Source organism: Immundisolibacter sp. (assembly GCF_050250495.1).
Lineage (GTDB): Bacteria > Pseudomonadota > Gammaproteobacteria > Immundisolibacterales > Immundisolibacteraceae > Immundisolibacter.
On the sequence record NZ_JBFWOM010000002.1, the window covers coordinates 204,704 to 227,936 of the forward strand.

At 69.9% G+C, this 23,233-nt stretch carries 25 protein-coding genes and 1 tRNA gene; 19 read left to right on the forward strand and 7 right to left on the reverse strand.

What is annotated here, in order from left to right:
• Positions 1-5: 5 nt before the first annotated feature.
• Positions 6-365 (reverse strand): (2Fe-2S) ferredoxin domain-containing protein, encoded by a 360-nt coding sequence (locus AB7F93_RS02910; RefSeq protein WP_428301384.1) that lies wholly within the window; start codon positions 363-365, stop codon positions 6-8.
• On the opposite strand from AB7F93_RS02910, the gene AB7F93_RS02915 reads away from it, so the two are divergent.
• Genes AB7F93_RS02915 through AB7F93_RS02935 form a run of 5 tightly spaced genes read left to right on the forward strand, consistent with a single transcriptional unit; the run spans position 364 to position 4,354 of the window.
• Complete coding sequence (locus AB7F93_RS02915; protein WP_428301385.1) at positions 364-1,926, forward strand: ABC transporter substrate-binding protein; 1,563 nt, start codon at positions 364-366, stop codon at positions 1,924-1,926. The two genes, AB7F93_RS02910 and AB7F93_RS02915, sit on opposite strands and share 2 nt — an antisense overlap.
• On the forward strand, positions 1,907-2,386 hold the full coding sequence (locus AB7F93_RS02920) for a L,D-transpeptidase family protein (protein ID WP_428301386.1): 480 nt from the start codon (positions 1,907-1,909) through the stop codon (positions 2,384-2,386). The genes AB7F93_RS02915 and AB7F93_RS02920 overlap by 20 nt, the downstream gene beginning before the upstream one ends.
• The gene (locus tag AB7F93_RS02925; protein WP_428301387.1) at positions 2,383-3,297 is read left to right on the forward strand and encodes an ABC transporter permease; all 915 of its coding nucleotides are present in this window, start codon (positions 2,383-2,385) and stop codon (positions 3,295-3,297) included. Before AB7F93_RS02920 ends, AB7F93_RS02925 begins: the two co-directional genes overlap by 4 nt.
• A complete protein-coding gene (locus AB7F93_RS02930) occupies positions 3,294-4,088 on the forward strand; it encodes an ABC transporter permease (protein ID WP_428301388.1) in 795 nt (264 codons plus the stop codon). Before AB7F93_RS02925 ends, AB7F93_RS02930 begins: the two co-directional genes overlap by 4 nt.
• Positions 4,085-4,354, forward strand: coding sequence for a CBU_0592 family membrane protein (locus AB7F93_RS02935; RefSeq protein WP_428301389.1), 270 nt, complete (start codon positions 4,085-4,087; stop codon positions 4,352-4,354). Before AB7F93_RS02930 ends, AB7F93_RS02935 begins: the two co-directional genes overlap by 4 nt.
• Here the strand turns inward: AB7F93_RS02935 and AB7F93_RS02940 are convergent.
• Positions 4,332-4,976 (reverse strand): class I SAM-dependent methyltransferase, encoded by a 645-nt coding sequence (locus AB7F93_RS02940; protein ID WP_428301390.1) that lies wholly within the window; start codon positions 4,974-4,976, stop codon positions 4,332-4,334. The two genes, AB7F93_RS02935 and AB7F93_RS02940, sit on opposite strands and share 23 nt — an antisense overlap.
• Positions 4,977-5,118: 142 nt before the next feature.
• On the opposite strand from AB7F93_RS02940, the gene thrS reads away from it, so the two are divergent.
• From thrS to AB7F93_RS02995, 11 genes are all read left to right on the forward strand, one after another.
• Entirely contained in the window at positions 5,119-7,029 is a 1,911-nt protein-coding gene (gene thrS, locus AB7F93_RS02945) for a threonine--tRNA ligase (protein WP_428301391.1), read from the forward strand.
• Positions 7,030-7,048: 19 nt separating this feature from the next.
• Positions 7,049-7,564, forward strand: coding sequence for a translation initiation factor IF-3 (gene infC, locus AB7F93_RS02950; RefSeq protein WP_428301468.1), 516 nt, complete (start codon positions 7,049-7,051; stop codon positions 7,562-7,564).
• Positions 7,565-7,625: 61 nt separating this feature from the next.
• Entirely contained in the window at positions 7,626-7,823 is a 198-nt protein-coding gene (gene rpmI / locus AB7F93_RS02955) for a 50S ribosomal protein L35 (protein ID WP_428301392.1), read from the forward strand.
• Positions 7,824-7,850: 27 nt separating this feature from the next.
• Entirely contained in the window at positions 7,851-8,210 is a 360-nt protein-coding gene (gene rplT, locus AB7F93_RS02960) for a 50S ribosomal protein L20 (protein ID WP_428301393.1), read from the forward strand.
• Positions 8,211-8,280: 70 nt separating this feature from the next.
• On the forward strand, positions 8,281-9,303 hold the full coding sequence (gene pheS / locus AB7F93_RS02965) for a phenylalanine--tRNA ligase subunit alpha (RefSeq protein WP_428301394.1): 1,023 nt from the start codon (positions 8,281-8,283) through the stop codon (positions 9,301-9,303).
• Between the two features lie 11 nt (positions 9,304-9,314).
• Entirely contained in the window at positions 9,315-11,702 is a 2,388-nt protein-coding gene (gene pheT, locus AB7F93_RS02970; protein WP_428301395.1) for a phenylalanine--tRNA ligase subunit beta, read from the forward strand.
• A 1-nt stretch (position 11,703) separates the two neighbouring features.
• Positions 11,704-12,012, forward strand: a complete 309-nt coding sequence (locus AB7F93_RS02975; RefSeq protein WP_428301396.1) for an integration host factor subunit alpha — start codon at positions 11,704-11,706, stop codon at positions 12,010-12,012.
• The gene (locus tag AB7F93_RS02980) at positions 11,990-12,346 is read left to right on the forward strand and encodes a MerR family transcriptional regulator (protein ID WP_428301397.1); all 357 of its coding nucleotides are present in this window, start codon (positions 11,990-11,992) and stop codon (positions 12,344-12,346) included. The genes AB7F93_RS02975 and AB7F93_RS02980 overlap by 23 nt, the downstream gene beginning before the upstream one ends.
• 28 nt (positions 12,347-12,374) lie before the next feature.
• Positions 12,375-12,451 (forward strand) — tRNA-Pro (locus AB7F93_RS02985).
• 70 nt (positions 12,452-12,521) lie between these two features.
• Entirely contained in the window at positions 12,522-13,202 is a 681-nt protein-coding gene (locus AB7F93_RS02990; protein WP_428301398.1) for a protein-L-isoaspartate(D-aspartate) O-methyltransferase, read from the forward strand.
• Between the two features lie 22 nt (positions 13,203-13,224).
• Complete coding sequence (locus AB7F93_RS02995; protein WP_428301399.1) at positions 13,225-13,908, forward strand: peptidoglycan DD-metalloendopeptidase family protein; 684 nt, start codon at positions 13,225-13,227, stop codon at positions 13,906-13,908.
• Between the two features lie 58 nt (positions 13,909-13,966).
• On the opposite strand, the gene AB7F93_RS03000 is transcribed toward AB7F93_RS02995, so the two are convergent.
• Genes AB7F93_RS03000 through AB7F93_RS03010 form a run of 3 tightly spaced genes read right to left on the reverse strand, consistent with a single transcriptional unit; the run spans position 13,967 to position 18,036 of the window.
• Positions 13,967-14,815 carry an SUMF1/EgtB/PvdO family nonheme iron enzyme gene (locus tag AB7F93_RS03000; RefSeq protein WP_428301400.1) on the reverse strand — a complete coding sequence of 283 codons (849 nt, stop codon included), beginning with the start codon at positions 14,813-14,815 and terminating at the stop codon, positions 13,967-13,969.
• Positions 14,805-16,454 carry an arylsulfatase gene (locus tag AB7F93_RS03005; RefSeq protein WP_428301401.1) on the reverse strand — a complete coding sequence of 550 codons (1,650 nt, stop codon included), beginning with the start codon at positions 16,452-16,454 and terminating at the stop codon, positions 14,805-14,807. Before AB7F93_RS03005 ends, AB7F93_RS03000 begins: the two co-directional genes overlap by 11 nt.
• Positions 16,455-16,503: 49 nt before the next feature.
• Positions 16,504-18,036 (reverse strand): 4-hydroxyphenylacetate 3-hydroxylase N-terminal domain-containing protein, encoded by a 1,533-nt coding sequence (locus AB7F93_RS03010; protein ID WP_428301402.1) that lies wholly within the window; start codon positions 18,034-18,036, stop codon positions 16,504-16,506.
• Between the two features lie 101 nt (positions 18,037-18,137).
• On the opposite strand from AB7F93_RS03010, the gene AB7F93_RS03015 reads away from it, so the two are divergent.
• The 3 genes from AB7F93_RS03015 (at position 18,138) to AB7F93_RS03025 (ending at position 20,892) form a co-directional block, all read left to right on the forward strand.
• On the forward strand, positions 18,138-18,797 hold the full coding sequence (locus AB7F93_RS03015) for a class I SAM-dependent DNA methyltransferase (protein ID WP_428301403.1): 660 nt from the start codon (positions 18,138-18,140) through the stop codon (positions 18,795-18,797).
• 99 nt (positions 18,798-18,896) lie between these two features.
• Positions 18,897-19,895, forward strand: a complete 999-nt coding sequence (locus tag AB7F93_RS03020) for an amidohydrolase family protein (protein ID WP_428301404.1) — start codon at positions 18,897-18,899, stop codon at positions 19,893-19,895.
• Positions 19,888-20,892, forward strand: coding sequence for a hypothetical protein (locus tag AB7F93_RS03025; protein ID WP_428301405.1), 1,005 nt, complete (start codon positions 19,888-19,890; stop codon positions 20,890-20,892). Before AB7F93_RS03020 ends, AB7F93_RS03025 begins: the two co-directional genes overlap by 8 nt.
• A gap of 6 nt (positions 20,893-20,898) precedes the next feature.
• On the opposite strand, the gene AB7F93_RS03030 is transcribed toward AB7F93_RS03025, so the two are convergent.
• Positions 20,899-22,521 (reverse strand): long-chain fatty acid--CoA ligase, encoded by a 1,623-nt coding sequence (locus tag AB7F93_RS03030; RefSeq protein ID WP_428301406.1) that lies wholly within the window; start codon positions 22,519-22,521, stop codon positions 20,899-20,901.
• Positions 22,522-22,667: 146 nt separating this feature from the next.
• Complete coding sequence (locus tag AB7F93_RS03035; RefSeq protein ID WP_428301407.1) at positions 22,668-23,195, reverse strand: peroxiredoxin; 528 nt, start codon at positions 23,193-23,195, stop codon at positions 22,668-22,670.
• Positions 23,196-23,233: the final 38 nt, after the last annotated feature.

The following is a 23,233-nucleotide window of genomic DNA, read 5'->3' on the forward strand; positions in this document are numbered from 1 at the left end:
GCGCGTCAGTCCGGCAGCTTGTGTTCGATGATGAGGTTTTCCTCGACCACGCGGCCGCCGACCAGGTGCTCCTGGATAATCGTCTCCAGCACCTGCGGCGAGCAGGAGTGGTACCAGGCGCCTTCCGGGTAGACCACCGCCACCGGCCCCTGCTCGCAGATGCGCAGGCACCCGGCCTTGCTGCGGTACACGCCGCCGTCGCCGGTGAGCTTGAGCTCGTTGAGGCGCTTTTTGAGGAAATTCCACGATTCGAGGCCGACCTCGCGGGCGCAGCACTTGGCCTCGCTGGCGTCGGCACACAGGAAAATGTGGCGGCGGATGCGGTCCACGCCGAGCGATTCGGCGGTCTCACGGATGGTGCTCATGGGTCTCCTCGTAGCGCGCTTGGCGGGGGCAGCGATCGGCATGATGGCGGCCCGCCAGCCGGGGCGTCAACGCGGCGCGTGGCGGTGCGTCGCGCTGTTCGGCGCGTGCATGCTGGCGGCCTGCGCGCGGCAGGAGACGCCACAGACTGTGTTGCGCGTGGGCCTGGCGCAGCCGGTGCTGGATGTCGATCCGCGCCGCGCCGCGGACGCCGCCTCCGCGCGCATCGGCCGGCTGTTGTATTCGCGCCTGGTGGAGCTCGACGCCGCCTACCGGCCGCAGCCGGCGGCGGCGGACTGGCGGCAGCTCGACGCGCTGCACTGGCGCTTCACGCTGCGCGCGCCGCGGCCGCGCTTTGCGGATGGCGCACCGCTGACGGCTGCCGATGTCGCGGCGACGTACCGCGCAGTGCTCGATGCCGGCGCCGCCTCGCCGCTGCGGGGTGAGCTTGGGCCCCTTGCAGCGGTGACGGCGGTCGATGACGGCACCGTCGATTTCACGCTCAGCGCCGCCGATCCGCTGTTCCCGGCGCGCCTCACGCAGGGCATCGTGCCCGCGCGCTGCGCCCGCCCGGCGTCGGATGAAGGGCGGCCATGTCATTACGACGGCAGCGGGCCCTTCGCGCTCGAATCGCTCGCCGCCGACCGGGTGGTACTCACGCGCCGTCGCGACGGCCTTGCGGTGGAATTCCTGCTGGTGCCGGACCCCACCACGCGGGTGCTGAAGCTGCTGCGTGGCGAGCTCGACCTGCTGCAGAACGACCTGCCGCCGGAACTGGTGGCATATCTCGAACAGCAATCCGCCGTGTCCGTGCTGCGCGCGCCCGGCAGCAGCTACCACTACCTCGGCTTCAACCTGGCCGATCCGCTGACGGGCGACCTGCGCCTGCGCCGCGCGGTGGCGCACGGCATCGATCGCGAAGCGCTGTTTCGGCACCTGCTGGGCGGCGCGGCGCGGCCGGCCGGCAGCGTACTGCCGCCGGGACATTACGCCGCCGCCGAGCTGCCCGAATACCGGCACGACCCGGACCTCGCGCGGCGGCTGCTTGCCGAGGCCGGCATCGAAAACCCGCGCCTCACCTACCGGACCTCCACCGACCCGCTGCGCGTGCGCATCGCCACGGCGCTGCAGGCGCAGCTCGCCGCGGTCGGCATCCGCGTGCGCGTGCAGAGCACCGAATGGGGCAGCTTTTTCGACGCCGTGCGCGGCGGGCGGTTCCAGATGTACTCGCTCGCCTGGGTGGGCGTGACGCAGCCGGACGTGCTGCGGCAGCTCTTCCACAGCGCATCCGTGCCGCCGGCCGGCGCCAACCGCGGGCGCTTTGCCGATCCCACGGTCGATGCGCTGCTCGACGCCGCGACAGGCGCCGTGCCCCCCCGGCAAACCGCGCTGTACCAGGACGCGCAGCGGCGCATCCACGCCAAGCTGCCCTATGTGCCGCTGTGGTACGAGGATAATGTCGCCGCCGTGCGTGCCGGCGTGCGCGGCTACGCGCTGCGCCCGGACGGCGCCTGGGACGCCCTGGACCGAACCGACCCGCCCGATGCCCGACATCCGCATTGACCTTGCCCGCCAGTGGCTGACGCTGCGCGACCACGGCCGCGTGCTGCTGGAAGCGCCCGTGTCCACGGGCGCGGCCGGCGTCGGCGAACAGATGGGCAGCTTTCAAACCCCGCGCGGCCTGCACCGCATCCGCGCCCGCATCGGCGCCGGGGCGCCGGTCGGCGCCGTATTCGTTGGCCGGCGCTGGACCGGCGAGGTGTACAGCCCGCAGCTCGCCGCCGCGCACCCGGGGCGCGACTGGATCCTGACGCGCATCCTGTGGCTGTGCGGCTGCGAGCCGGGGCGCAATCGCCTCGGCACGGTCGACACGCAGCGCCGTTACATCTACATCCACGGCACACCGGACAGCACCGAGCTTGGCGTGCCGGGCTCGAAGGGCTGCGTGCGCATGCGCAACGCCGACCTGCTACGCCTGTACGACCTCACGCCCGCCGGCACGCCGGTGGATCTGACGGAGTGAATCCGCTGCGGCGTCTGGCCACCACCGCAGGCACCGTGCTGGCGGTGCTGGTGACGGTGTTCCTGCTGGTGCGCGTGCTGCCCGGCGATCCGGTCGAGGTGCTGCTCGGCGAACGGGCGAGCGGCGCCGATCGCGCCGCGCTGCGTGCGAGTCTCGGCCTCGATCGGCCGCTGCCGGCGCAGCTTGGCGAGTACCTCGGCGCGCTGGTCAGGCTCGATCTTGGCGAATCACTGCGCCACCACGCGCCGGTGACGGACCTCATCGCCGCGCGCCTGCCGGCCACGCTGGAACTCACCGCCGCCGCACTCGCGCTGGCGGTGGCGCTGGCACTGCCGCTCGGCGTGCTGATGGCGGTGCGGCGGGACGCGCTGGGCGGGCGGCTCGCCGCTGCGCTCACGCTGCTGGCGCTGGCGCTGCCGGGTTTCTGGTTCGGGCCGCTGCTGGTGCTGCTGTTCGCGGTGCATCTGGGCTGGCTGCCGGTGGCCGGGCGGGCGGGGATTGACTCGCTGGCGCTGCCGGCGCTCACGCTGGCGCTCGGCCTTGCTGCCGGGCTCGCACGACAACTGGCCGCCAATCTCACCGAAACGCTCGCCGCCGAGCACGTGCGCACCGCCCGCGCCAAGGGCCTTACGCCTTCGCAGGTCTTGTGGAAGCACGGCGTGCGCAACGCGCTCCTGCCGGTGACGACGCTGTTCGGCCTGCAACTTGGCGCGCTGCTCGGTGGGGCGGTGATCGCCGAGACCGTGTTCGCCTGGCCCGGCGTCGGCGCGCTCACGGTCGAGGCAATCAACGCCCGCGACTACCCGCTGCTGCAGGGCTGCGTGCTGCTGATTGCCTTGATTTACGTGCTGGTGAACGGCCTCACCGATCTTGCCTACGGCTGGATCGACCCGCGCGTGCGCCGGCCGTGAAGGGCGCCGTGGCCGTGCTCGGCCTGTGGCTGGCGCTGTCGGTGCTCGCGCCGTGGCTGCCGCTGGCACCGGATGCGGTGCAGCTCGAACGCGTCCTGGCGCCACCCGCCCTGGCGCCCGGCGCGTGGCTGGGCTGCGACGAACTCGGCCGGCCGCTGCTCGATCGCCTGCTGGCCGGCGCGCGGGTGTCGCTCGAAGTGATGATGCTGGTGGTGGCGGGACAGGCGCTGCTCGGCGTCGGCGCCGGACTCGTCGGCGGCTATCTTGGCGGCGCGGCTGATCGCATGCTGCGCGCGGCGACGGATCTCACGCTGGCCTTCCCGGGCCTGCTGCTGGCGCTGCTGCTGGCAGGCTTGCTAGGGCCCGGCATCGACAATGTGGTGATCGCGCTCGTCGCCGTCGGCTGGGTGGGCTTCGCGCGCCTCACCCGCGCGCAGGTGCTGTCGCTGCGCCGCAGCGATCATGTGGCGGCCGCGATCGCACTCGGCTGCGGGCACGCGCGCATTCTCGGCCGGCATCTGCTGCCGCTGCTGGCGGCGCCGCTGCTGGTGGAGGCTGTATTGGCCGGCGCCGGCGCGATCACCGCCGAGGCGGGCCTGTCGTTTCTCGGGCTCGGTGTGCAGCCGCCGCAGGCGTCTTGGGGCGGTCTGATCCGCGAGGGCGCGCGCTACCTGCTGGTCGCGCCCCATTACCTGCTGCTGCCGGGCGCGGCGCTGGTGGCGGTCATTTACGCCATCAGTGTGCTGGGCGAGCATCTGCGCCGCCGGCTCGATCCAAAGGAAAACCCGTGACTTACACCTGGGCCGACGCGGTCGGCAATGTAGGCGTGCTGCTGGTACTGGGTGCGTATCTCGGTTTGCAGCTCGGCAGGCTCGACAGCCAGGGGCCGGCCTTCTCCGCCTGCAACGCCGTGGGCGCCGTGCTGCTGCTGGTGTCGCTGACCGTCAACTTCAACCTGTCGTCGGTCATCATCGAGATCTTCTGGCTCGCCATCAGCCTGCTCGGCCTGTGGCGCTACTGGCGGCAGCGGCGCCTCAAACGGGCCGGCGTGCGCTGATCAGGAATATCGGGTACGCGGCGTCGCCACCGGGCGCGGCCCTGTGCACCGTGTGGGCGGTGCCAGCGGCCACGTCGGCGAGCCCGAGAGTGCGCAGACGGTCCATCACCCACGCGCGCTCGAAGCCCAGGTGAAACACGCCCGGCATCGGCCCGCCGTGAAAGCCGCCGTCCTCGCGATCGAGATCGGCGAGCGCCAGCCAGCCACCCGGTTTGAGCAGGCCAGCCAGGCTTTGCAGTACGGCCGGCACGTCCTCGATGTGGTGCAGCGTCATGCTGCTGAAGATGATGTCGAAGCGCTCGGCCGGCAGCGGGTCCGCGGTGAGGTCGAGGCGGCGGGTCTCGATGTGCGCGAGACCCGCTGCGTGGCACTTGGCGTCGAGCACGTCCAGCATGGCCGCCGCCACATCGGCGGCCACGATGTGGCCAAGCCGCGGCGCCAGCAGCACACTCACCAGGCCCGTGCCGCAGCCGTATTCCAGCGCCTGCATGTCCGCACGCAGCGGCAGCGTGTCCGCGATCGCCGCCGCCACGGCGCGGGCGATGCCGGCGCGCATCGGGTTGTCGTCCCATTCGGCGGCCATGGCGTTGAAGCGGTCGAGGTTGGCCTGCGCGTCGGTCATAGCGGGTCCTGCGGTCGGTTTGCGGGCGAAAGGGGCGCCGATGGTGCATGGTAATCTGCGCGCCCCGCGGCGCCAGCGTGCCGCGCGGCCTGTTCATCTCGCTCCCGATGCGGGGCGTTCGTTATTCCGATCCGGAGGCCCTGTGCCCGACATTCGCCTGCCCGACGGCTCCATCCGCAGCTACCCGCAGCCGGTCAGCGTGGCGACGGTGGCGGGCGACATCGGCGCCGGACTCGCACGCGCGGCGCTGGCCGGCAAGGTGGACGGCCGGCTGGTCGATACGTCCCATGTGATCGACGCCGACGCCGAGCTCGCCATCGTCACCGAGCGCGACGCGGACGGCGTCGAAATCATCCGCCACTCGACCGCGCATCTGCTGGCCTACGCCGTGAAAGAGCTGTTCCCGCAGGCGCAGGTGACGATCGGTCCCGTCATCGACAACGGCTTCTACTACGACTTTGCCTACAGCCGGCCGTTCACGCCGGACGATCTCACCGCTATGGAAAAACGCATGGCGGAACTCGCCAAACGCGACATCCCGGTCAGCCGCGAGGTGTGGGCGCGCGACGAGGCGGTGCGGTTCTTCGAGAGCCAGGGCGAGAAGTACAAGGCCGAGCTGATCGCCGCCATTCCGCAGGGCGAGGACGTGTCGCTGTACCGCGAGGGCGATTTCATCGATCTGTGCCGCGGCCCGCACGTGCCGTCCACCGGCAAGCTCAAGGTGTTCAAGCTGATGCGCGTGGCGGGCGCCTACTGGCGTGGCGATTCGCGCAACGAGATGTTGCAGCGCATCTACGGCACCGCCTGGGCGAAGAAGGAAGACCTTGACGCCTACCTGCACCAGCTGGAGGAGGCCGAGAAGCGCGACCACCGCCGCATCGGCCGCCAACAGCACCTGTTCCACCAGCAGGACGAAGCCCCCGGCATGGTGTTCTGGCACCCCAAGGGCTGGGCGCTGTGGCAGACCGTGGAGCAGTACATGCGCGCGGTGTACCAGCGCTCCGGCTACCAGGAGGTGCGCTGCCCGCAGATTCTGGACGTGTCCCTGTGGAAGGCGTCGGGCCACTGGGACAACTACCAGGAGAACATGTTCTTCACCGAGTCGGAAAAGCGCGACTACGCGCTCAAACCGATGAACTGCCCGGGCCACGTGCAGATCTTCAAGTCCGGCCTGCACAGTTACCGCGAACTGCCGATCCGCTACGGCGAGTTCGGCGGCTGCCACCGCAACGAGCCGTCCGGGGCGCTGCACGGCATCATGCGTGTGCGCGCCTTCACGCAGGACGATGGGCACATCTTCTGCACGCCGGAGCAGATCGAAGTCGAGGTGACGGCGTTTCATCGCCAGGCGCTAGCCGTGTACGCCGACTTCGGTTTCACCGACATCGCGGTCAAGATCGCGCTGCGGCCGGAAAAGCGTCTTGGTGAAGACGCCGTGTGGGACAAGGCGGAAGCCGCCCTGCGCGCGGCGCTGTCCGCCTGCGGCGTGGCCTGGGAGGAATTGCCCGGCGAGGGCGCCTTCTACGGCCCGAAGATCGAGTACCACCTCAAGGACGCCATCGGCCGCGCCTGGCAGCTCGGCACCATGCAGGTGGACTTCATGATGCCCGAGCGCCTGGGTGCCGAGTACGTGGACGAGCACAGCCAGCGCCAGCACCCGGTGATGCTGCACCGCGCCATCGTGGGCTCGCTGGAGCGCTTCATCGGCATCCTGATCGAGCACTACTCCGGCACGCTACCGCTGTGGCTGGCGCCGACGCAGGCGGTGGTGCTCAACATCACCGACGCGCACGCCGATTACGCCACGCAGGTCGCCGACACGCTGCGCCAGCGCGGCCTTCGCGTGCAGGCCGACTTGAGGAACGAGAAGATCGGCTATAAAATCCGCGAGCATACCCTTCAGCGCGTTCCTTACTTGCTGGTCGTCGGCGAGAGGGAATGCGCTGATTTGTCTGTGGCCGTGCGTACGCGCTCGGGCGAGGACAAGGGCAGCCGGCCGCTGGCAGAGGTGGCGGATGCGCTTGCCGCCGAAGCCGCAAACCGCGGCCATTAGCGTTATGGAGTGCTGAGACATCGCGAAAGAGAAAAAACTCCGCGTCAACGGGGAAATTTCCGCCCCGTCGGTACGTCTGATCGGAGCCGAGGGCGAGCAGGTCGGCGTGGTCAGTCGCCTGCAGGCACTGCAAGCGGCCGACGAGGCAGGGCTCGACCTGGTGGAGATATCCCCTACCGCCGACCCGCCGGTGTGCCGCGTCATGGACTTCGGCAAGTTCCTGTACACGGAGAGCAAGAAGCAGCAGGTCGCCAAGCGGAATCAGAAGCAGATCCAGGTCAAGGAGGTCAAGTTCCGGCCCCAGACCGACGACGGCGACTACCAGGTCAAGTTGCGCAACCTGCTGCGGTTCTTCGAGGAAGGCGACAAGGCCAAGATCACGCTGCGCTTTCGCGGTCGCGAAATGGCGCACCAGGAGCTGGGCCGCGAGTTGTTGCAGCGCCTTGAGGACGACCTCAAGGGTGTGGCGGTGGTCGAGCAGTACCCGCGGCTCGAAGGCCGCCAGATGGTGATGGTGATGAGCCCGCGCAAGTAAGCGCGGCCGTTCGAGGGCAGCCTGGGTGCTGCCCACAGGCAGTATTCAGGAGTAATCAACCGTGCCCAAGCTGAAAACCAACCGCGGCGCCGCCAAGCGGTTCAAGAAAACCGGCTCGGGGGCGTTCAAGTGCAGCCACTCGCACCTGCGCCACATCCTCACCAAGAAGAGTTCCAAGCGTAAGCGCGGCCTGAATGGCACCACGCTGGTGTGCGCGTCCGACACGCCGGCCGTGCGCCAGATGCTGCCGCACGCCTGATCGCGCTGTTTTCACGAGTCCCGAGCCATGCCAAGAGTCAAACGCGGCGTCATCGCCCACGCCCGCCACAAGAAGGTCCTGAACCAGGCCAAGGGTTACTACGGTGCCCGCAGCCGCGTGTTCCGCGTCGCCAACCAGGCCGTCATCAAGGCCGGTCAGTACGCCTACCGCGACCGCCGTCAGCGCAAGCGCCAGTTCCGCGCGCTGTGGATCGTGCGCATCAACGCCGGCGCCCGCGAGTGCGGCCTGTCCTACAGCGTGTTCATGAACGGCCTGCACAAGGCCGGCATCGAGGTGGACCGCAAGATGCTGGCGGACCTGGCCATCCATGACGCCGCCGCCTTCGGCGCGCTGGCCGAGCAGGCACGCGCGGCGCTGGCGAGCTGACGCCCGCCTAGCGCTTCGTGCGCCGAACAAAGGGCAGCCTGGTCTGCCCTTTTTTTGTGTCGACGAGATCATGACCCAAGACCCGCAGCAGCTTGCCGAAGACGCCAGGCGTGCCATCGCGGCCTGTCACGACGAGGCCGCGCTGGAGCAGTTGCGCGTGGCGTATCTGGGCCAGAAGGGCGCCGTGACCGAGCTGCTGCGCGGCCTGCCGCAACTGCCGCCCGACGAGCGGCGCGAGTTCGGCAAGGCGGTGAACGTCGCGAAGCAGGCGCTCGAAGCCGCCGTCGAGTCGCGGCGCACGGTGCTGCGCGAGGCGGCGCTGATCGCGCGGCTGGAGACCGAGCGCGTCGACGTCACCCTGCCCGGCCGCGGCGAGCAGCCGGGCGGACTGCATCCGGTCACGCGCACGCTTGCGCGCATCGAGGCGCTGTTCCGCGGCATCGGTTTCGACGTCGAGGAAGGGCCGGAGATCGAGGACGATTTCCACAACTTCGGTGCCCTCAACATCCCGGCCGATCACCCGGCGCGGGCCATGCACGACACGTTCTACCTGCCGTCGGGCCTGTTGCTGCGCACGCACACCTCGCCGGTGCAGATCCGCACGCTGGAGCGCAGCCGCCCGCCGGTGCAGCTGATCGCGCCGGGCCGCGTCTACCGGCGCGACTCCGACCTCACCCACACGCCGATGTTCCATCAGGTGGAAGGGCTGATGGTGGACGAGGGCGTCAGCTTCGCGCACCTGAAGGGCATCCTGATCGAGTTCCTGCGCCAGTTCTTCGGGCGCGAGGACTTGCCGATCCGCTTCCGGCCGTCGTTCTTTCCGTTCACGGAGCCATCGGCGGAGGCCGACATCGGCTGCGTGATCTGCGACGGCGCCGGCTGCCGCGTGTGCAAGCACACCGGCTGGCTGGAGGTGCTCGGCTGCGGCATGGTGCACCCGAACGTGCTGCGCAACGTCGGCGTGGATGCGGAGCGCTACACCGGCTTTGCCTTCGGCATGGGCGTGGAGCGCCTGGCCATGCTGCAGTACCGCATCGGCGACCTGCGCCTGTTTTTCGACAACGACCTGCGCTTTCTGCGCCAGTTCAACTAGGCGGCCGTCTTATGCGAGTCAGCGAATCCTGGCTACGCGAGTGGTGCAACCCGCCGCTCGACACCGCCGGCATTGCCGAGCGCCTGACCATGGCCGGCATCGAGGTCGGTGCCATCGAGCCCGTGGCGGGGGCGTTCGATGATGTCGTGGTCGCGCGCATCGTCAGCACCCGCCCGCACCCGGACGCCGATCGCCTGCGCCTGTGCGAGGTCGAGGCCGCGATCGGCGAGCCGCTGATCGGCATCGTCTGCGGCGCGCCGAACGCGCGGCCGGACCTGTGCGTGCCGCTGGCGGGCGTCGGTGCCCGGCTGCCGGGCGGACTGCACATCAAGAAAAGCAAGATTCGCGGCGAGCCGTCCGAGGGGATGCTGTGTTCGTCGCAGGAGCTCGGTCTCGGCGAGGGGCAGGCCGGTCTGCTGGAGTTGCCGGACGACGCGCCGATCGGCACGCCGCTGCGGGATTACCTGCAACTCGACGACCAGGTCATCGAGGTCGAGCTCACGCCGAACCGCGGCGATTGCCTGGGTCTGTCCGGCCTCGCGCGCGAGCTTGCGGCGCTGACCGACACGCCGCTCACGGCGCCGGACACTCGGCCCGTGCCGGCGGCGAGCGACCGGCAGCTCGCCGTGCGTCTCGACGCGCCCGCTGCCTGCCCGCGTTACCTGTGCCGGGTGGTCGACAACGTCAACGTGCAGGCGCCAAGCCCGCTGTGGCTGCAGGAGCGCCTGCGCCGCGCCGGCCTGCGCAGCCTGGGGCCGGTGGTCGACATCACCAACCTCGTGCTGCTCGAACTCGGCCAGCCGCTGCACGCGTTCGATCTGGATCGCGTCGGCACCGAAATCGTCGTCCGACAGGCTAACGCCGGCGAAAAACTGCGCCTGCTGAACGGCCAGGACATCGAGGCCGATCCCGACCTGCTGCTGATCTGCGACGCCGCGCGGCCACTGGCGGCGGCCGGCATCATGGGCGGCGCCGAGTCCGCGGTGGGCGACGCCACGCGCAGCGTGCTGCTGGAAAGCGCGTTCTTCGCGCCGCGGGCGATGGCCGGGCGGGCGCGGCGACTCGGTTTGCAGACCGATGCCTCGCAGCGCTTCGAGCGCGGGGTCGACCCGCACGTGCAGCGCCTGGCGATCGAGCGCGCCACGCAGTTGCTGATCGATCTGTGCGGCGGCGTGCCGGGGCCGGTGGTCGAGGCGTGTTCCGAGGCGGACCTGCCCGCCGCGCCGGCCATCCGCCTGCGCGCGGCGCGCGTGGCGCAGGTGCTGGGCTGCGCGCTCGCCGACGATGAAATCGAATCGATCCTGAGCCGACTCGGTTGCGCGCTGACACAGGAGGCCGCTGGCATCTGGCAGGTCACCCCACCCAGCCGGCGTTTCGATCTCGCCATCGAGGAAGACCTCATCGAAGAACTCGCGCGCGTGCGCGGTTACGAGACGCTGCCGGCCGTGCGCCCGGCGCCGCGCGGCAACTTCCCGTCTGCGAGCGATGACCGCGTGTCGCGGCAGCGCCTGACGCTGGCGTTGGTCGATCGCGGCTACCAGGAGGCGATTACCTACAGTTTCGTCGAGCCGAAGTTGCAGGCTCTGGTAGACCCCGCCCGCAAGCCGCTGGCGCTCGCCAACCCGCTTTCAGCGGAACTGGCCGTGATGCGCACCAGCCTGTGGCCGGGCCTGTTGCAGGCCTACGCACACAACGCCAATCGTCAGGCGGCGCGGGTGCGGCTGTTCGAGGTCGGGCTGCGGTTCATCGAGACCGCCAGCGGGCTGGATCAGGCCGGTGCTGTCGCCGGCCTCATCGCCGGTCCGCGCAGTCCCGAGCAGTGGGGTGTTTCGGCGACGCTGGTCGACTTCTTCGACCTCAAGGCCGACGTCGAGGCCCTGCTGGCGAGCACCGGTTGCGCGGGCGACTTCACCGTCGAGCCCGCCGAGCACCCGGCGCTGCATCCGGGCCAGAGCGCTTGCCTGCGGCGGGGTGGCCAAGCCATTGGCTGGCTCGGGCGCCTGCACCCCCAGCTTGAAACCGAACTCGGTCTCGACGATTCGCCTCTGCTGTTCGAGATCGAACTTGCCGCGCTCAGTGCCGGCCGCGTCCCCGCCTATGCCGAGGTGTCGCGTTTTCCGTCCGTGCGGCGCGACATTGCGGTGGTGCTGCCGCAATCAGTGCAGGTGGCGGACATCCTCGCCACGGCCCGCAGCGCTTTTGCCGAAGCGCCCGTGCAGGACATCCTGGTTTTCGATGTGTATCAAGGCGCGGGGGTACCGGCGGGCTGCAAGAGCGTGGCGCTTGGCATTACCCTTGCGGCGACCGAACGCACACTCACCGATGCCGACGTGGATCCGCTGATCACCCGCGTGCTGCACGCGCTGGCCGAAGCCCACCAGGCACACCTGCGGGACTGACATGAGCCACACCCTGACCAAGGCCGAGATGGCCGAACGGCTGTGCAGCGAGCTTGGCGTGAACAAGCGCGAGGCGCGGCAGATCGTGGAGTCGTTTTTCGATCACATGCGCGCCGCGCTCGGCCGCGGCGAGGGCGTGAAGCTGTCCGGCTTCGGCAATTTCAACCTGCGCCAGAAGAGCCAGCGCCCCGGCCGCAACCCAAAGACCGGCCAGGAAATTCCTATCACCGCACGCCGTGTGGTAACGTTCAAGCCCGGTCAGCAGCTCAAGCGCCGCGTCGATACCTATGCTGGAACCGTCGCAGAATGACCAGCTGCCCGCCATTCCGGGCAAGCGCTATTTCAGCATCGGTGAGGTCAGCGAACTGTGCGCGGTGCGCCCGCACGTGCTGCGCTACTGGGAGCAGGAATTCCCGGAACTGACGCCGGCCAAGCGCACCGGCAACCGGCGTTATTACCAGCGGCAGGACGTGATTCTGATCCGGCAGATTCGCAGCCTGCTGTATGAACAGGGCTTCACCATCAGCGGCGCGCGACTGCGCCTGAGCGGTGAAACCGGCCGCCAGGACACGGACCGCACGGCGCAACTGGTGCGCCAGATGCGGCAGGAACTCGAAGAGGTTCTGGCGATTTTGAAGGTCTGATGCGCGGCACCGCATCGAACGGCTTTTTCGGGGCGTGGCGCAGCCTGGTAGCGCACTTGACTGGGGGTCAAGTGGTCGGAGGTTCAAATCCTCTCGTCCCGACCAATTCCACACGGGGCAAGCTCCACCGGGGGCTTGCCCCGTTTTGCTGCCAAGACCGCCGGTTTTCCCTGCAATGAGCCACTCGTTTAGCACCGACCCCGGTCGCCACGCCGCCGGCATCGGCATGACCTCGCAGCGCACGCGCGATCGGCTGGTCGAGACGCTGGAGCAGCTCGCGCCGCTCGACGCGCGCGTGCTGGACGTGATGCGCCAGGTGCCGCGGCACCTGTTCGTCGAGGAAGCGCTGGCGAGCCGCGCCTACGACAACGTGTCGCTGCCCATCGGCCACGGCCAGACCATCTCGCAGCCGCTCACCGTGGCGCAGATGACCACGGCGCTGCTGCAGGGCCCGCCGCTGCGCCGGGTGCTCGAAATCGGCACCGGATCCGGCTACCAGACCGCCGTGCTGGCGGCGCTGGTGCCGGAAGTCGTCAGCATCGAGCGCATCGCCGCACTCGCCGCCCGCACGCGCCGCATCCTGCGCGACATTGGCGTGCGCAACGTGGCGCTGGTGGTCGGCGACGGCGGCCAGGGCCTGCCGGACAAGGGGCCGTACGACGGCATTCTCGTCACCGCCGCCGCGGCCACGCTGTCGCCGAAGCTGTTCGAGCAACTGGCCGAGGGTGGGCGCCTGATCGCGCCGGTCGGCGCCCGCGAACAGGCGCTGCGGCGCTTCACGCGCACCGCGGACGGCCTGCACGAGGAACGCCTGGGGGATGCGCACTTCGTGCCCCTGCGCCGCGGGCGCAGCTGAGTCTCCTTCGTCCGCGCGACTGGTGTGGATCGGCCCGGCGGCGGCCGCGGCCGTCGCGCTCGGCCTCGCCCTCACGCTCGGCGGCTGCGCCGGGCGCCCCGCGCGCCCGACAGCGCCACCACCCGCGGGTGTGGCGTCAGACGCGGCGGTGCATCAGGTGCAGCGCGGCGAGACACTGGCCGCCATCGCCCGCCGCCATGGCACCGACTACGAGACCCTGGCGCGCCTCAACGGCATCCGGGCGCCGTACACGATCTACCCCGGCCAGAGCCTGCGCCTGCCCGGCAGCGGCGGCGGACAGACCGCCGGCCTTCCGGACGCGCCGCCGGGCGGCTGGGCATGGCCGACATCAGGCCGCACCGTGCGCGGTTATGACAACGCCCACGGCGGCAACAAGGGGCTCGACATTGCGGGTCAGCTTGGCCAACCAATCCGTGCCGCCGCCGCCGGCACGGTGGTCTACGCTGGTAACGGCCTGCGCCAATACGGCAACCTGCTCATCGTGAAGCACACGCCGGATTACCTTTCCGCCTACGGGCACCTGCAGCGCATCGATGTCGCCGAGGGCGCCGCCGTCACGCAGGGCCAGCCCATCGCCAGCATGGGCAGCCCCGGCGACGGCGGCGGCCTGCTGCACTTCGAGATTCGCCTGCGCGGCACGCCGATCGACCCGGCGCCCTTGCTGCCGCCGCCAACGGGGGGTTAACCGCAAGGCGCGCGTGTAAGCCGGGCCGGCGAAGTGTCTGCCGTGCATCCCTCAAACATTAAGGACAGCGCTCCCGCGCCAGCCGAAATCCGACGTGCGATGCCGACGTCTCCACGTCCTGCCACTGGCGGGCGTCGGGCCGCGCGCTGTTGCAGAAGCGCGCGTTGCACAGGAAGGAGCCGCCCTTGATCACGGCGCGTTGGCCGCTCGTGTCCACAGTGCGCGTGAGCTCCCACACGTTGCCGAGCATGTCGGCAAGACCCAGCGCATCGGGCGGGTAGGAGCCAACCGGCGCGGTGCCGGCGTGGCCGTCGGCGGCGCTGTCGTGCAGCGGGAACTCGCCCTGCCAGGTGTTGGCGACGTGCGTGTTGGCGCCGCGTTGGCCGACCTTGGCGGCGTACTCCCACTGCGCCTCGGTCGGCAGCGTGCCGCCGGCCCAGCGCGCGTAGGCGAGTGCGTCGGCGCGCGTCACGTGCACGACTGGGTGATCCGGGATGGCCGACCAGTCCGAGCCCGCGCCGCGCGGCTGGCGCCAGTTGGCGCTGGGCTCAAGCCGCCACCAGGTCGAATCGAGCGTGAGGCGCTCCAGTTGCCGGAACACGAACGAGCCGCGCGTTTGCGTGTCGGCGCCGGCCTGTTCGGCCGCCGTGACGTAGCCTGTGGCCTCGGCGAAGCGCGCGAATTCGCGGTTGCTCACTTCGTGCCGGCCGAGCCAGAAACCGCGCACGGCCACCGGCCGCGGCGCGGCGGCATCGGCGCTGGCCAACTCGCCGCCCATCGTGAACCGGCCGCCGGCCACCCAGACCATGTCGGACGGCGATGAGTCGGTGCAGATGGCGCCCGCCGCGCGCGCGACGACGCCGAACACGCACAGCGCGATGGCCAGCGCCCGCCGGTCAGTTGCCATAGCCGCCGGCACCGCCGGCGCGGATGTTGTTTTTCGCCACGTAGCGTTCCCACAGCGCCGCGAGTTCGGCCACGCGCTGCGGCTCGGCGGCGGCCAGATCGTTCGCCTCCGCAGGGTCCAGCGCGAGGTTGTAAAGCTGCCAGCGCCCGGCGCCCTTGGGCGGCTCGATCCACAGAATTTTCCAGTCGCCACGGCGCAGGGACCTTCGCCCGAACAGCTCGCGCGCCACCACCTTGTCGGCGTCGGCACGGGCGGGCTTGCCCAGGATCGGCTCGATCGGCGTGCCGGCCAGCGCCGCGATGGCGCGGCCGTCGCGCTCCGCGGGCCAGTGCTCGACACCACCGAGCGCCGCCAGCGTGGCGGTGAGGTCCGTGACGTTGAACACCTGCGCCACCGTGCCGGACCCGTCCGTGCCCGTCACCGGGCGGCGCACCAGCAGCGGCACGCGCATGCCGCCTTCGCTCGGAAAGCCTTTCAGCAACCGGTAGGGCGTGGCGCTCACGTGCGCCCACTCGGGGCCCAGCCACACGAACGAATCGAGCTTGCCGAGGTTCTCGTCGCGGCTGTCGAAACGCGCCGAGTCCACCCAGCCGCCGATGCCGCGCACGGCGCGCGGGTCGTTGCCCTCCGGCCCGTTGTCGGACAGGAACATGACGTAGGTGCTGCGGTCGAGGCCGGTGGCGCGCAGATGCTCCAGCACCCGGCCGACGTTGCGGTCGAGCCGCGTGACCATGGCGGCGTAGATTTCCATGAGCCGCGCCTCGCGCTCCTGCGTGGCGGGGTCCAGATCCGCCCAGCGCCGCCAGCCGGCCTCGTGGCCGTCGTCGATGCTGTCGCCGTCGATCAGGCCGAGGCGTTTCATGTTCTCCACGCGGCGGGCGCGGACCGCCTCCCAGCCGGCGTCGTACACGCCGCGGTAGGCGTCGATCTCGTCCTGCGGCGCTTGCAGCGGCCAGTGCGGCGCGGTAAACGCCAGCACGGCGAAGAACGGCGCGCGGGCCGCGTCGTGCTGCGACAGATACGACAGCAGCTTGTCGGCATAGAAATCCGAGCTGTACCTGAACTCGGCCGGCAGGTCGACCGCGCGCCCATCCTCGCAGTAACGCGCCGTCGGCACGTCCGACTTGATGCCGGCCTGATCGACATGCGAGGCGGCGCCGTCCAGCAGCGCAAAGCTGCGCTCGAAGCCGCGCGTGGCGGGGTTGTTGGCGTCGCTGTAGCCCAGATGCCACTTGCCGGACAGGTAGGTCCGGTAGCCCGCGCCGCGAAGCACGTCGGCAATGGTTACGACGTCGAAGTTGAGGTAGCCCTCGTAGCCTGGCGTGCCGGGTGGCACCGGCGAGGCGTAACGCAGCTCGTCCATGGTGCCGAGCCCGGCCAGGTGCGCATCGGCGCCGGTGAACAGCATGGCGCGCGTCGGCGAGCAGGTTGGCGCCACGTAGAAGCTGTTGAACACGAGCCCGCTGCGCGCCAGCGCGTCGAGGTGCGGCGTGCGTATCTCGCTGCCGAAGGCGGACAGGTCCGAGTAGCCGCCCAGATCGTCCGCGATGATGACCAGCAGGTTCGGCGCCGCCGCCACGGGCCGGCCCGCGAACGCGCACGCCAGTGCGGCGCACGCCACCACGTGTGTAACGCCCATGCGCAGCCTGCGGCCGGGAACCAGCGAACCACCCACGCCGGCGGCCCGGTCAGCGCTTGCCCATGAAGCGGTTCACGTCGGTCGGGTTGACGAGGTCACCCACCGTCCAGCCGTCGAGGTCGTACTCGCCCATGCAGCGCTCGGCGAACGCCATCAGCTCCTTGTCGAGCCCGCGCGCCTGGCCGATCCACAGGTTCTCCAGGCGGATGTTCTCGTGGTTGCCGGCGTAGTTGCGCTCGTACAGCTCGTGCCGGCTGCCGAACTCGGTGCCGATGGCGTCCCACAGCAGGCGCATGGTCTTCACACGGTCCTCGGCGTCGTGGCCGTAGGAGCCGCGGATGTACTTGTCGATGTAGCCGCGCAGCTCCGGCACCTTGAAGTCGATGGCGTGGGAGTTGAGGTAGATGAGCCCGCTGGCGACCGCGTTCTCGACCAGTTCCTTCAGGCGCGGGTAGGCCATGGTGGCGATCACCCGGTACGCGAGCGCGCCCTGCACGTTCGGCTGCACGGCGCCGTTCGGGCCCGGCTCCGGCATGCCGCACATGGCATCCGACAACGACCAGAACAGATGGCGCCAGGCGATGGCCTCGCCGATCGCCACCTGCACGCCGCGAAAGTCGCGGCTGCCGGTGAGCTCCACCGCCTTCATCAGCAGCCCGGTGATGAAGTCGAACTTCACCGCCAGACGCGTGCAGCCGTGAAAGGCGAAACGGTTGGCCCAGCCGGACGCCGGCAGGAACTGCGCCGCCTTGTCGCAGTCGCCGTAGATGAACAGGTCCTCCCAGGGGATCAGCACCTTGTCCAGCACCAGGATGGCGTCGTTCTCGTCCAGGCGGCTGGACAGCGGGTAGTCGAACGGGCTGCCCATCACCTCCGCCTGGTAGGCGTAGGACGGGCGGCAGAGCAGCTTCACGCCCGGCGCGTCCATCTTCACCATGCCGGAGATGGCGTAGCGCGGGTCGCCGGTCGGCGTCGGGCCGTACTGGCCGAGAAAGTTGTAGTGCGTGAGTGCCGAGCCGGTCGCCACCACCTTGGCGCCGGACACGATGATGCCCGCGTCGGTTTCCCGCTCGCAGTGCACGTACACGTCGGCGACTTCTTCCGGCGGGCGCTGGCGGTCGATGGGCGGATTGACGATGGCGTGGTTCAGGAACGGGCAGCGTTCCTGATTCATCCGGTACCAGCGGCGGGCGTTGTCCTGGTACGGCGCGTAGTAGTCCGGGTTGAACCCGAGCGTGACCATGAAGCTCGCCTTGTAGTCCGGCGAGCGGCCCATCCAGCCGTAGGTCAGACGTGCCCAGGCGACGATGGCGTCACGCGCGGCGATCAGTTCCTCGCGCGTGCGGGACACCTTGAAGAACGGGTGCGTGATGCCGCCGTTGCCGGTGTCGGTCGGCACGGCGATGTTCTGGGTGGGGTCGTTTAGCGCGTCGTAAAGCCGCGCCAGCATGCGCGCCGGGTTCCGAAACGCCGGGTGCGTGGTGACGTCCTTGACGCGCTCGCCGTAGATCCACACCTCGCGCCCGTCGCGCAGGCTGTCGAGGTATTCCGCGGCGGTGTAGGGCCGGTTCGGCTCGCTCATGGCTCGCTCCTCCTCCTGTCGTTCTTATTCGCCTGGCGCTCGGGGCGCCGGTACGTGCCGGCAAGGTACATTCACCGCCCGCCGCGACGCCAGCCCCCGCCATGCCGGACCAAGCCCCCACCACCAGCCGCCGCACGCTCGGCCACTACGACCGCCACGCGCAGGCCTTCTGGGACGGCACGCGTGACCACGACGTGAGCCAGAACCGCGAGGCGCTGCTGCGGCACATCGCGGGCGAGCCGCCGTTCACGCTGCTCGACTTCGGCTGCGGGCCGGGGCGCGATCTGATCGCGTTCACGGCGCTTGGGCACTGCGTCATCGGCCTCGACGGCTCCGCCGAGTTCTGCGCCATGGCGCGGACGCACTCGGGCTGCGAGGTGTGGCAGCAGGATTTCGTGGCGCTCGATTTACCTGACGCGCACTTCGACGGCGTGTTCGCCAATGCGTCGCTGTTCCACGTGCCGGCCCCGCATTTGCCGGCGGTGCTGCGCGCGCTGTACGCCACGCTCAAGCCTGGCGGCGTGCTGTTCGCCAGCAACCCGCGCGGCGAGGATGAGGCCGGCTGGCAGGGCGAGCGCTACGGCGTGTACCACTCGCTAGACGGCTGGCGGGCCTACGTCACCGCCGCCGGCTTTGTCGAGATCGAGCATTACTATCGGCCGGCCGGGCAGCCGCGCCATCGGCAACCGTGGCTGGCCACCGTCTGGCGCCGGGCAGGCCAAGGATGGCCTGCGCATCGATCAAGCACAGCTAGTGCTTGATCGATGGAGCGCGTCGCGGGCGGGTACCGCGACGCAGCGAGCCGAAAAATTCCACGGAAGGAATCTTGCGGCAACTCACAGAACACGAGGAGACACAACATGAAAATCGACTGCTTCACCCACGTCATGCCGCCGCGGTTCTTCACCGCGCTGAAGCAAAAAATGACCGGCCCGGATTACCTCGGCGGCCTGCTCGAATCCATGCCACAGCTCGCCGACTTGCCGGCGCGTTTGGCCGTGATGGACCGCCACGGCGTGGACGCGCAGGTGATCACGCTGTCCTCGCCGCCGCTCGAAATCGCCATCGGCGATCCCGCCACAGCGGCGGAACTCGCGTGCCTCGCCAATGACGAGATCGTCGCCATGGCGGCGCAGCACCCGGGGCGCTTCATCCCGGTCGGCATCGTCGCCATGAACAACCCGGCGCACATGGCGCGCGAGGCCGAGCGCTGCCTCACGCAGCTTGGCATGAAGGGCGTGCTGATCTACTCGTCCGCCGCCGGCGTGCCGCTCGACCGGCCGGAGTTCCGCGATTTCTTCGCCGTGATGGCGCAGCACGACTACCCCGTGTGGCTACACCCGGCGCGCGGCGGCAACCAGCCCGACTACCGCGGCGAGGATCACTCGAAGTACTGGATCTGGCAGGTGTTCGGATGGCCGTACGAGACCACGGCCGCCATGACGCGCCTGGTGTTCGACGGCCTGTTCGACCGCCACCCGGACATCAAGATCATCACCCACCACGCGGCGGCCATGGCGCCGGCCTTCTCGGCGCGCATCGACGCCATCTACGGCAAGCCGAACATGCCGGAAATCCGCGCCGCGGCCGAGAAACTGGCCCGCCCGGCCAACGAGTATTTCCGCCTGTTCTACGGCGACACGGCGCTGATGGGCGCGGTCGGCGGCCTCGCCGCGGCCTACGAATTCCTCGGCCCCGAGCGGTTGCTGTTCGGCACCGACGCGCCGTTTGACGGCACCGGCGGCGAGGATTTCACCCGCGACACGCTGTTCAGCATCGCGGCGCTGGCCGTGCCGCCGGCGCAGAAGCAGGCGATGCTGTCCGGCAACGCGCGGCGCGTGATGAAGCTGGATGGGTGACGGTTGCGCGCCGCTGCCGGCGGCGCTGCTGCCGGGCGCGGTGCCCTGCCGGCACTGGGACGAAGCCACCGTCCACCGGCGCCTCACCGCCGATCCGGCCGGCTACCTCGCGTTTGCGCGGGACTGTCTCGCCGACCTCGCCGCCGGCCGCGCGCAGGTGCAGATGCCGCCAAAACTCGTCCTGGACGATCCGCTGGATGACCAGCGGGATGACCGGGGCGGCGGCGATTTTCGCCTGATGCCCTGCGTGCGGCGCGGGCCGGGCGGCGTGCTCAAGACAGTCAAGATCGTCGGCACCAACCGCGCCCAGCGATTGCTGCCAGGGCAGATCACGGTCGGCGAGCTGCTGGTGCTGGACCCCGCCGAGCAGTGCGTGATCGAGCGCTTGGAGGCCTGTCTGCTGTCGTCGGCGCGCACGGGACTCGTGGCGGCGCTGGCGCTGGCAGCCCTGGCTCCGCAAGCGCGGCGCATCGCCATCGTCGGTGCCGGCCGGGTGGGCTACTACGCGGCGCTTTACTGCGCCGCCGCACTGCCGCTGACGCGGATCGACCTGATCGATATGGACACCGGCCGCGCGGTGGACACCGCAGCGGCGCTGCGCGACGCCGGCTTGCCATGTCGTGCGGCGCCGTCGGCCGACCCCGCCAGTGATGCCTGGCTGCTCGCCACCACCAGCGAACACGCCTTCTGCGCCCCGCCGCCGCACGCGCCGCCGCTGCTGCTGAGTCTGGGGGCGGATGCCGCCGGCCAGCGCGAACTCGCCGACGCCTGGGCCGGCCGCGCCACGCTGTGGGTGGATTCCGCCGACGCCGTGAACTACGGCGACCTGCGCGCCTGGCGCGAGCGCCGCCTGATTGCCGATACCGCGCCGCCCGACCTACTGGCGCTGCTCGCCCAGCCGCCGCGCGCCGCGATGGGCGAGTGGCGGCTGTTCATCAGCACCGGCTGCGCGCTGTACGACAACCTGACGGCGGCCTACCTGCTGAGCGGCGACTGACCCGCCCTACTCCCACTGCCGGCGCAGCACCTTCTTGTCGAACTTGCCGACCGACGTGCGCGGGATGGCGTCGATCAGGTGCACGTCTTCGGTGTACGGAATCTGCCACTTGGCGAAGTCGCCGTTGGCGGCCAGATAGTCCTGCACGGCCTGCGGCGTGAGCTCGCCCTCGCGGCCCGGCCGCGGCACCAGAAACGCCACCGGCCGCTCGTCCCACTTCGGGTCCGGGCGCGCCACCACGGCGGCTTCGGCCACCGCCGGGTGGGCCATGAGCGCGTTTTCCATGTCCACGCTCGAAATCCACTCGCCGCCGGACTTGATCAGATCTTTCACCCGATCCGCGATGCGCATGTAGCCGTCGGCGTCCAGCGCCGCCACGTCGCCGGTCTTGAACCAGCCGTCCGGCGTGAAGGACTTGCCGGAGCCCTCCATCTTGAAATAGTTGCTGATCACCCACGGCCCGCGCACCACGAGCTCGCCGATGCTCTCGCCGTCGCGCGGCAGGATTTCGCCGTTCGGCCCCTCGATGCGCATCTCGATGCCCGGCACCGGAATGCCGGCTTTCAGACGCGCCGGGTAGGTCTCCTCAACCGGGGCGTTACGCAGCCGCCGCTTGCTGCGCGACACGGTGCCGAGCGGCGACAGCTCGGTCATGCCCCACAGCTGCACGATGGGCACGCCGTAACGCTCGTCGAAGGTGCGCATCAGTGCCGACGGCACGGCCGAGCCACCGCAGGCAATGCGTTGCAACACGCCAAGACCCCCGCCGTGCTGCTGCAAATGCTGGTCGACCATCATCCAGATGGTCGGCACGCCGGCGGCAAACGTCACTTCCTCCCCGCGGATCAGGTCCACCACGTCCGCGGCCTGCGGGTTCCTGCCCGGGAACACCAGCTTGCCGCCGAACATCACGCCCGCGAACGGCAGCCCCCACGCATTGACGTGGAACATGGGCACGAACACCAGCGCGCTGTCCTGCTGCGAGAAGCCCATCACGTCCACCTGCCCCACGGCCATGCTGTGCAGGTACAGCGCCCGGTGCGTGTACAGCGCGCCCTTGGGGTTGCCGGTGGTGCCGGACGTGTAGCAGATGGCGCAGGCGGTGTTCTCGTCGAGCTCCGGCAGTTCCGTCACCGGCGTGCCGGTGGCGAGGAAATCCTCGTACTCCATCTCGCCGCGCAGGCCGAAGCTCTCGCTGCCGCCCTCGCGCATCACGACGAACCGCTCCACGCCCTTGCAGTGCTCCTGCAGCGGCGCGAGCTGCCCGGCCAGCGACTCGTCGACAAAGATGAACCGGTCCTCGGCGTGGTTCACCAGATACGTGAGCTGGTCGGTCGACAGGCGAATGTTCAGCGTGTGCAGCACCGCGCCCAGGCATGGCACGGCGAAGTACAGCTCAAGGTGCTGGTAGCGGTTCCAGGCGAAGGTCGCCACGCGGTCGCCGGGCTTCACGCCGGCGGCCTTCAGCGCCCCCATCAGGCGCAGCACGCGGTCGTAGAAATCGCCGTAGGTATAGCGGTGCACGCCGCCTGGCTCGCGCGTGGCGATCTCGCCGTCCGCGAACAGGTCCTTGGCCCGCCGCAGGATGGAGGTCAGCGTCAGCGGGTAGTTCATCATCAGGCCGTGCATCGTCGTCTCCTCGGGCGATCGTCTGGCGTTGGATTTCCGGCGAATGCCGGGGTGGCAAAGCTTAGCAGTCCGTTGCAAGAGGGCTTGCTGCCCCGTGGCAGCCCGCCGCGCGAGGCATCCCTGCCTCGCCGTCACCTACGTCGGCGTCAGTTGGCGGCTTTCCGCAGGCGTTCCAGATCCGCCACCACCTCGGCCGCGTGGGCCTTGGGGTCGACCTCGAGATAGCGCTGCGCGACGCGGCCCTTGGGATCGATGATGAAGGTCACGCGCTTGGCCATCTTCATCACCATCAGATCGCGCAGCGACCCGTAGGACGCCGCCACCGCGCCGCCCTCGTCCGCCAGCAGCGGGAACGGCAGGCTGTGCTTCTTGGCAAACGCGGCGTGCGAGGCCACGTCGTCCACGCTCACGCCGACGACTTCCGCGCCCAGCTTGCGGATGCGCGCGATGTCGTCGCGGAAGTTGCACGCCTCCGTAGTGCAGCCCGGCGTGTCGTCCTTGGGATAGAAATACAGCACCAGCCAGCGGCCGGCGTAGTCGGCCAGCGCGTGCGTCTTGCCGGCCTGGTCCGGCAGGCTGAAGGCCGGTGCCGCGGCGCCGATTTCCGGCGGCTCCGCGGCCGTCGCAAAGGCCGGTGCAATCAACAAGAACAGGGCGGTCAGCAGGCGTTTCATGGTGCCTCCGGTGGGGGTGTTGGCGCCGGTATGATGGC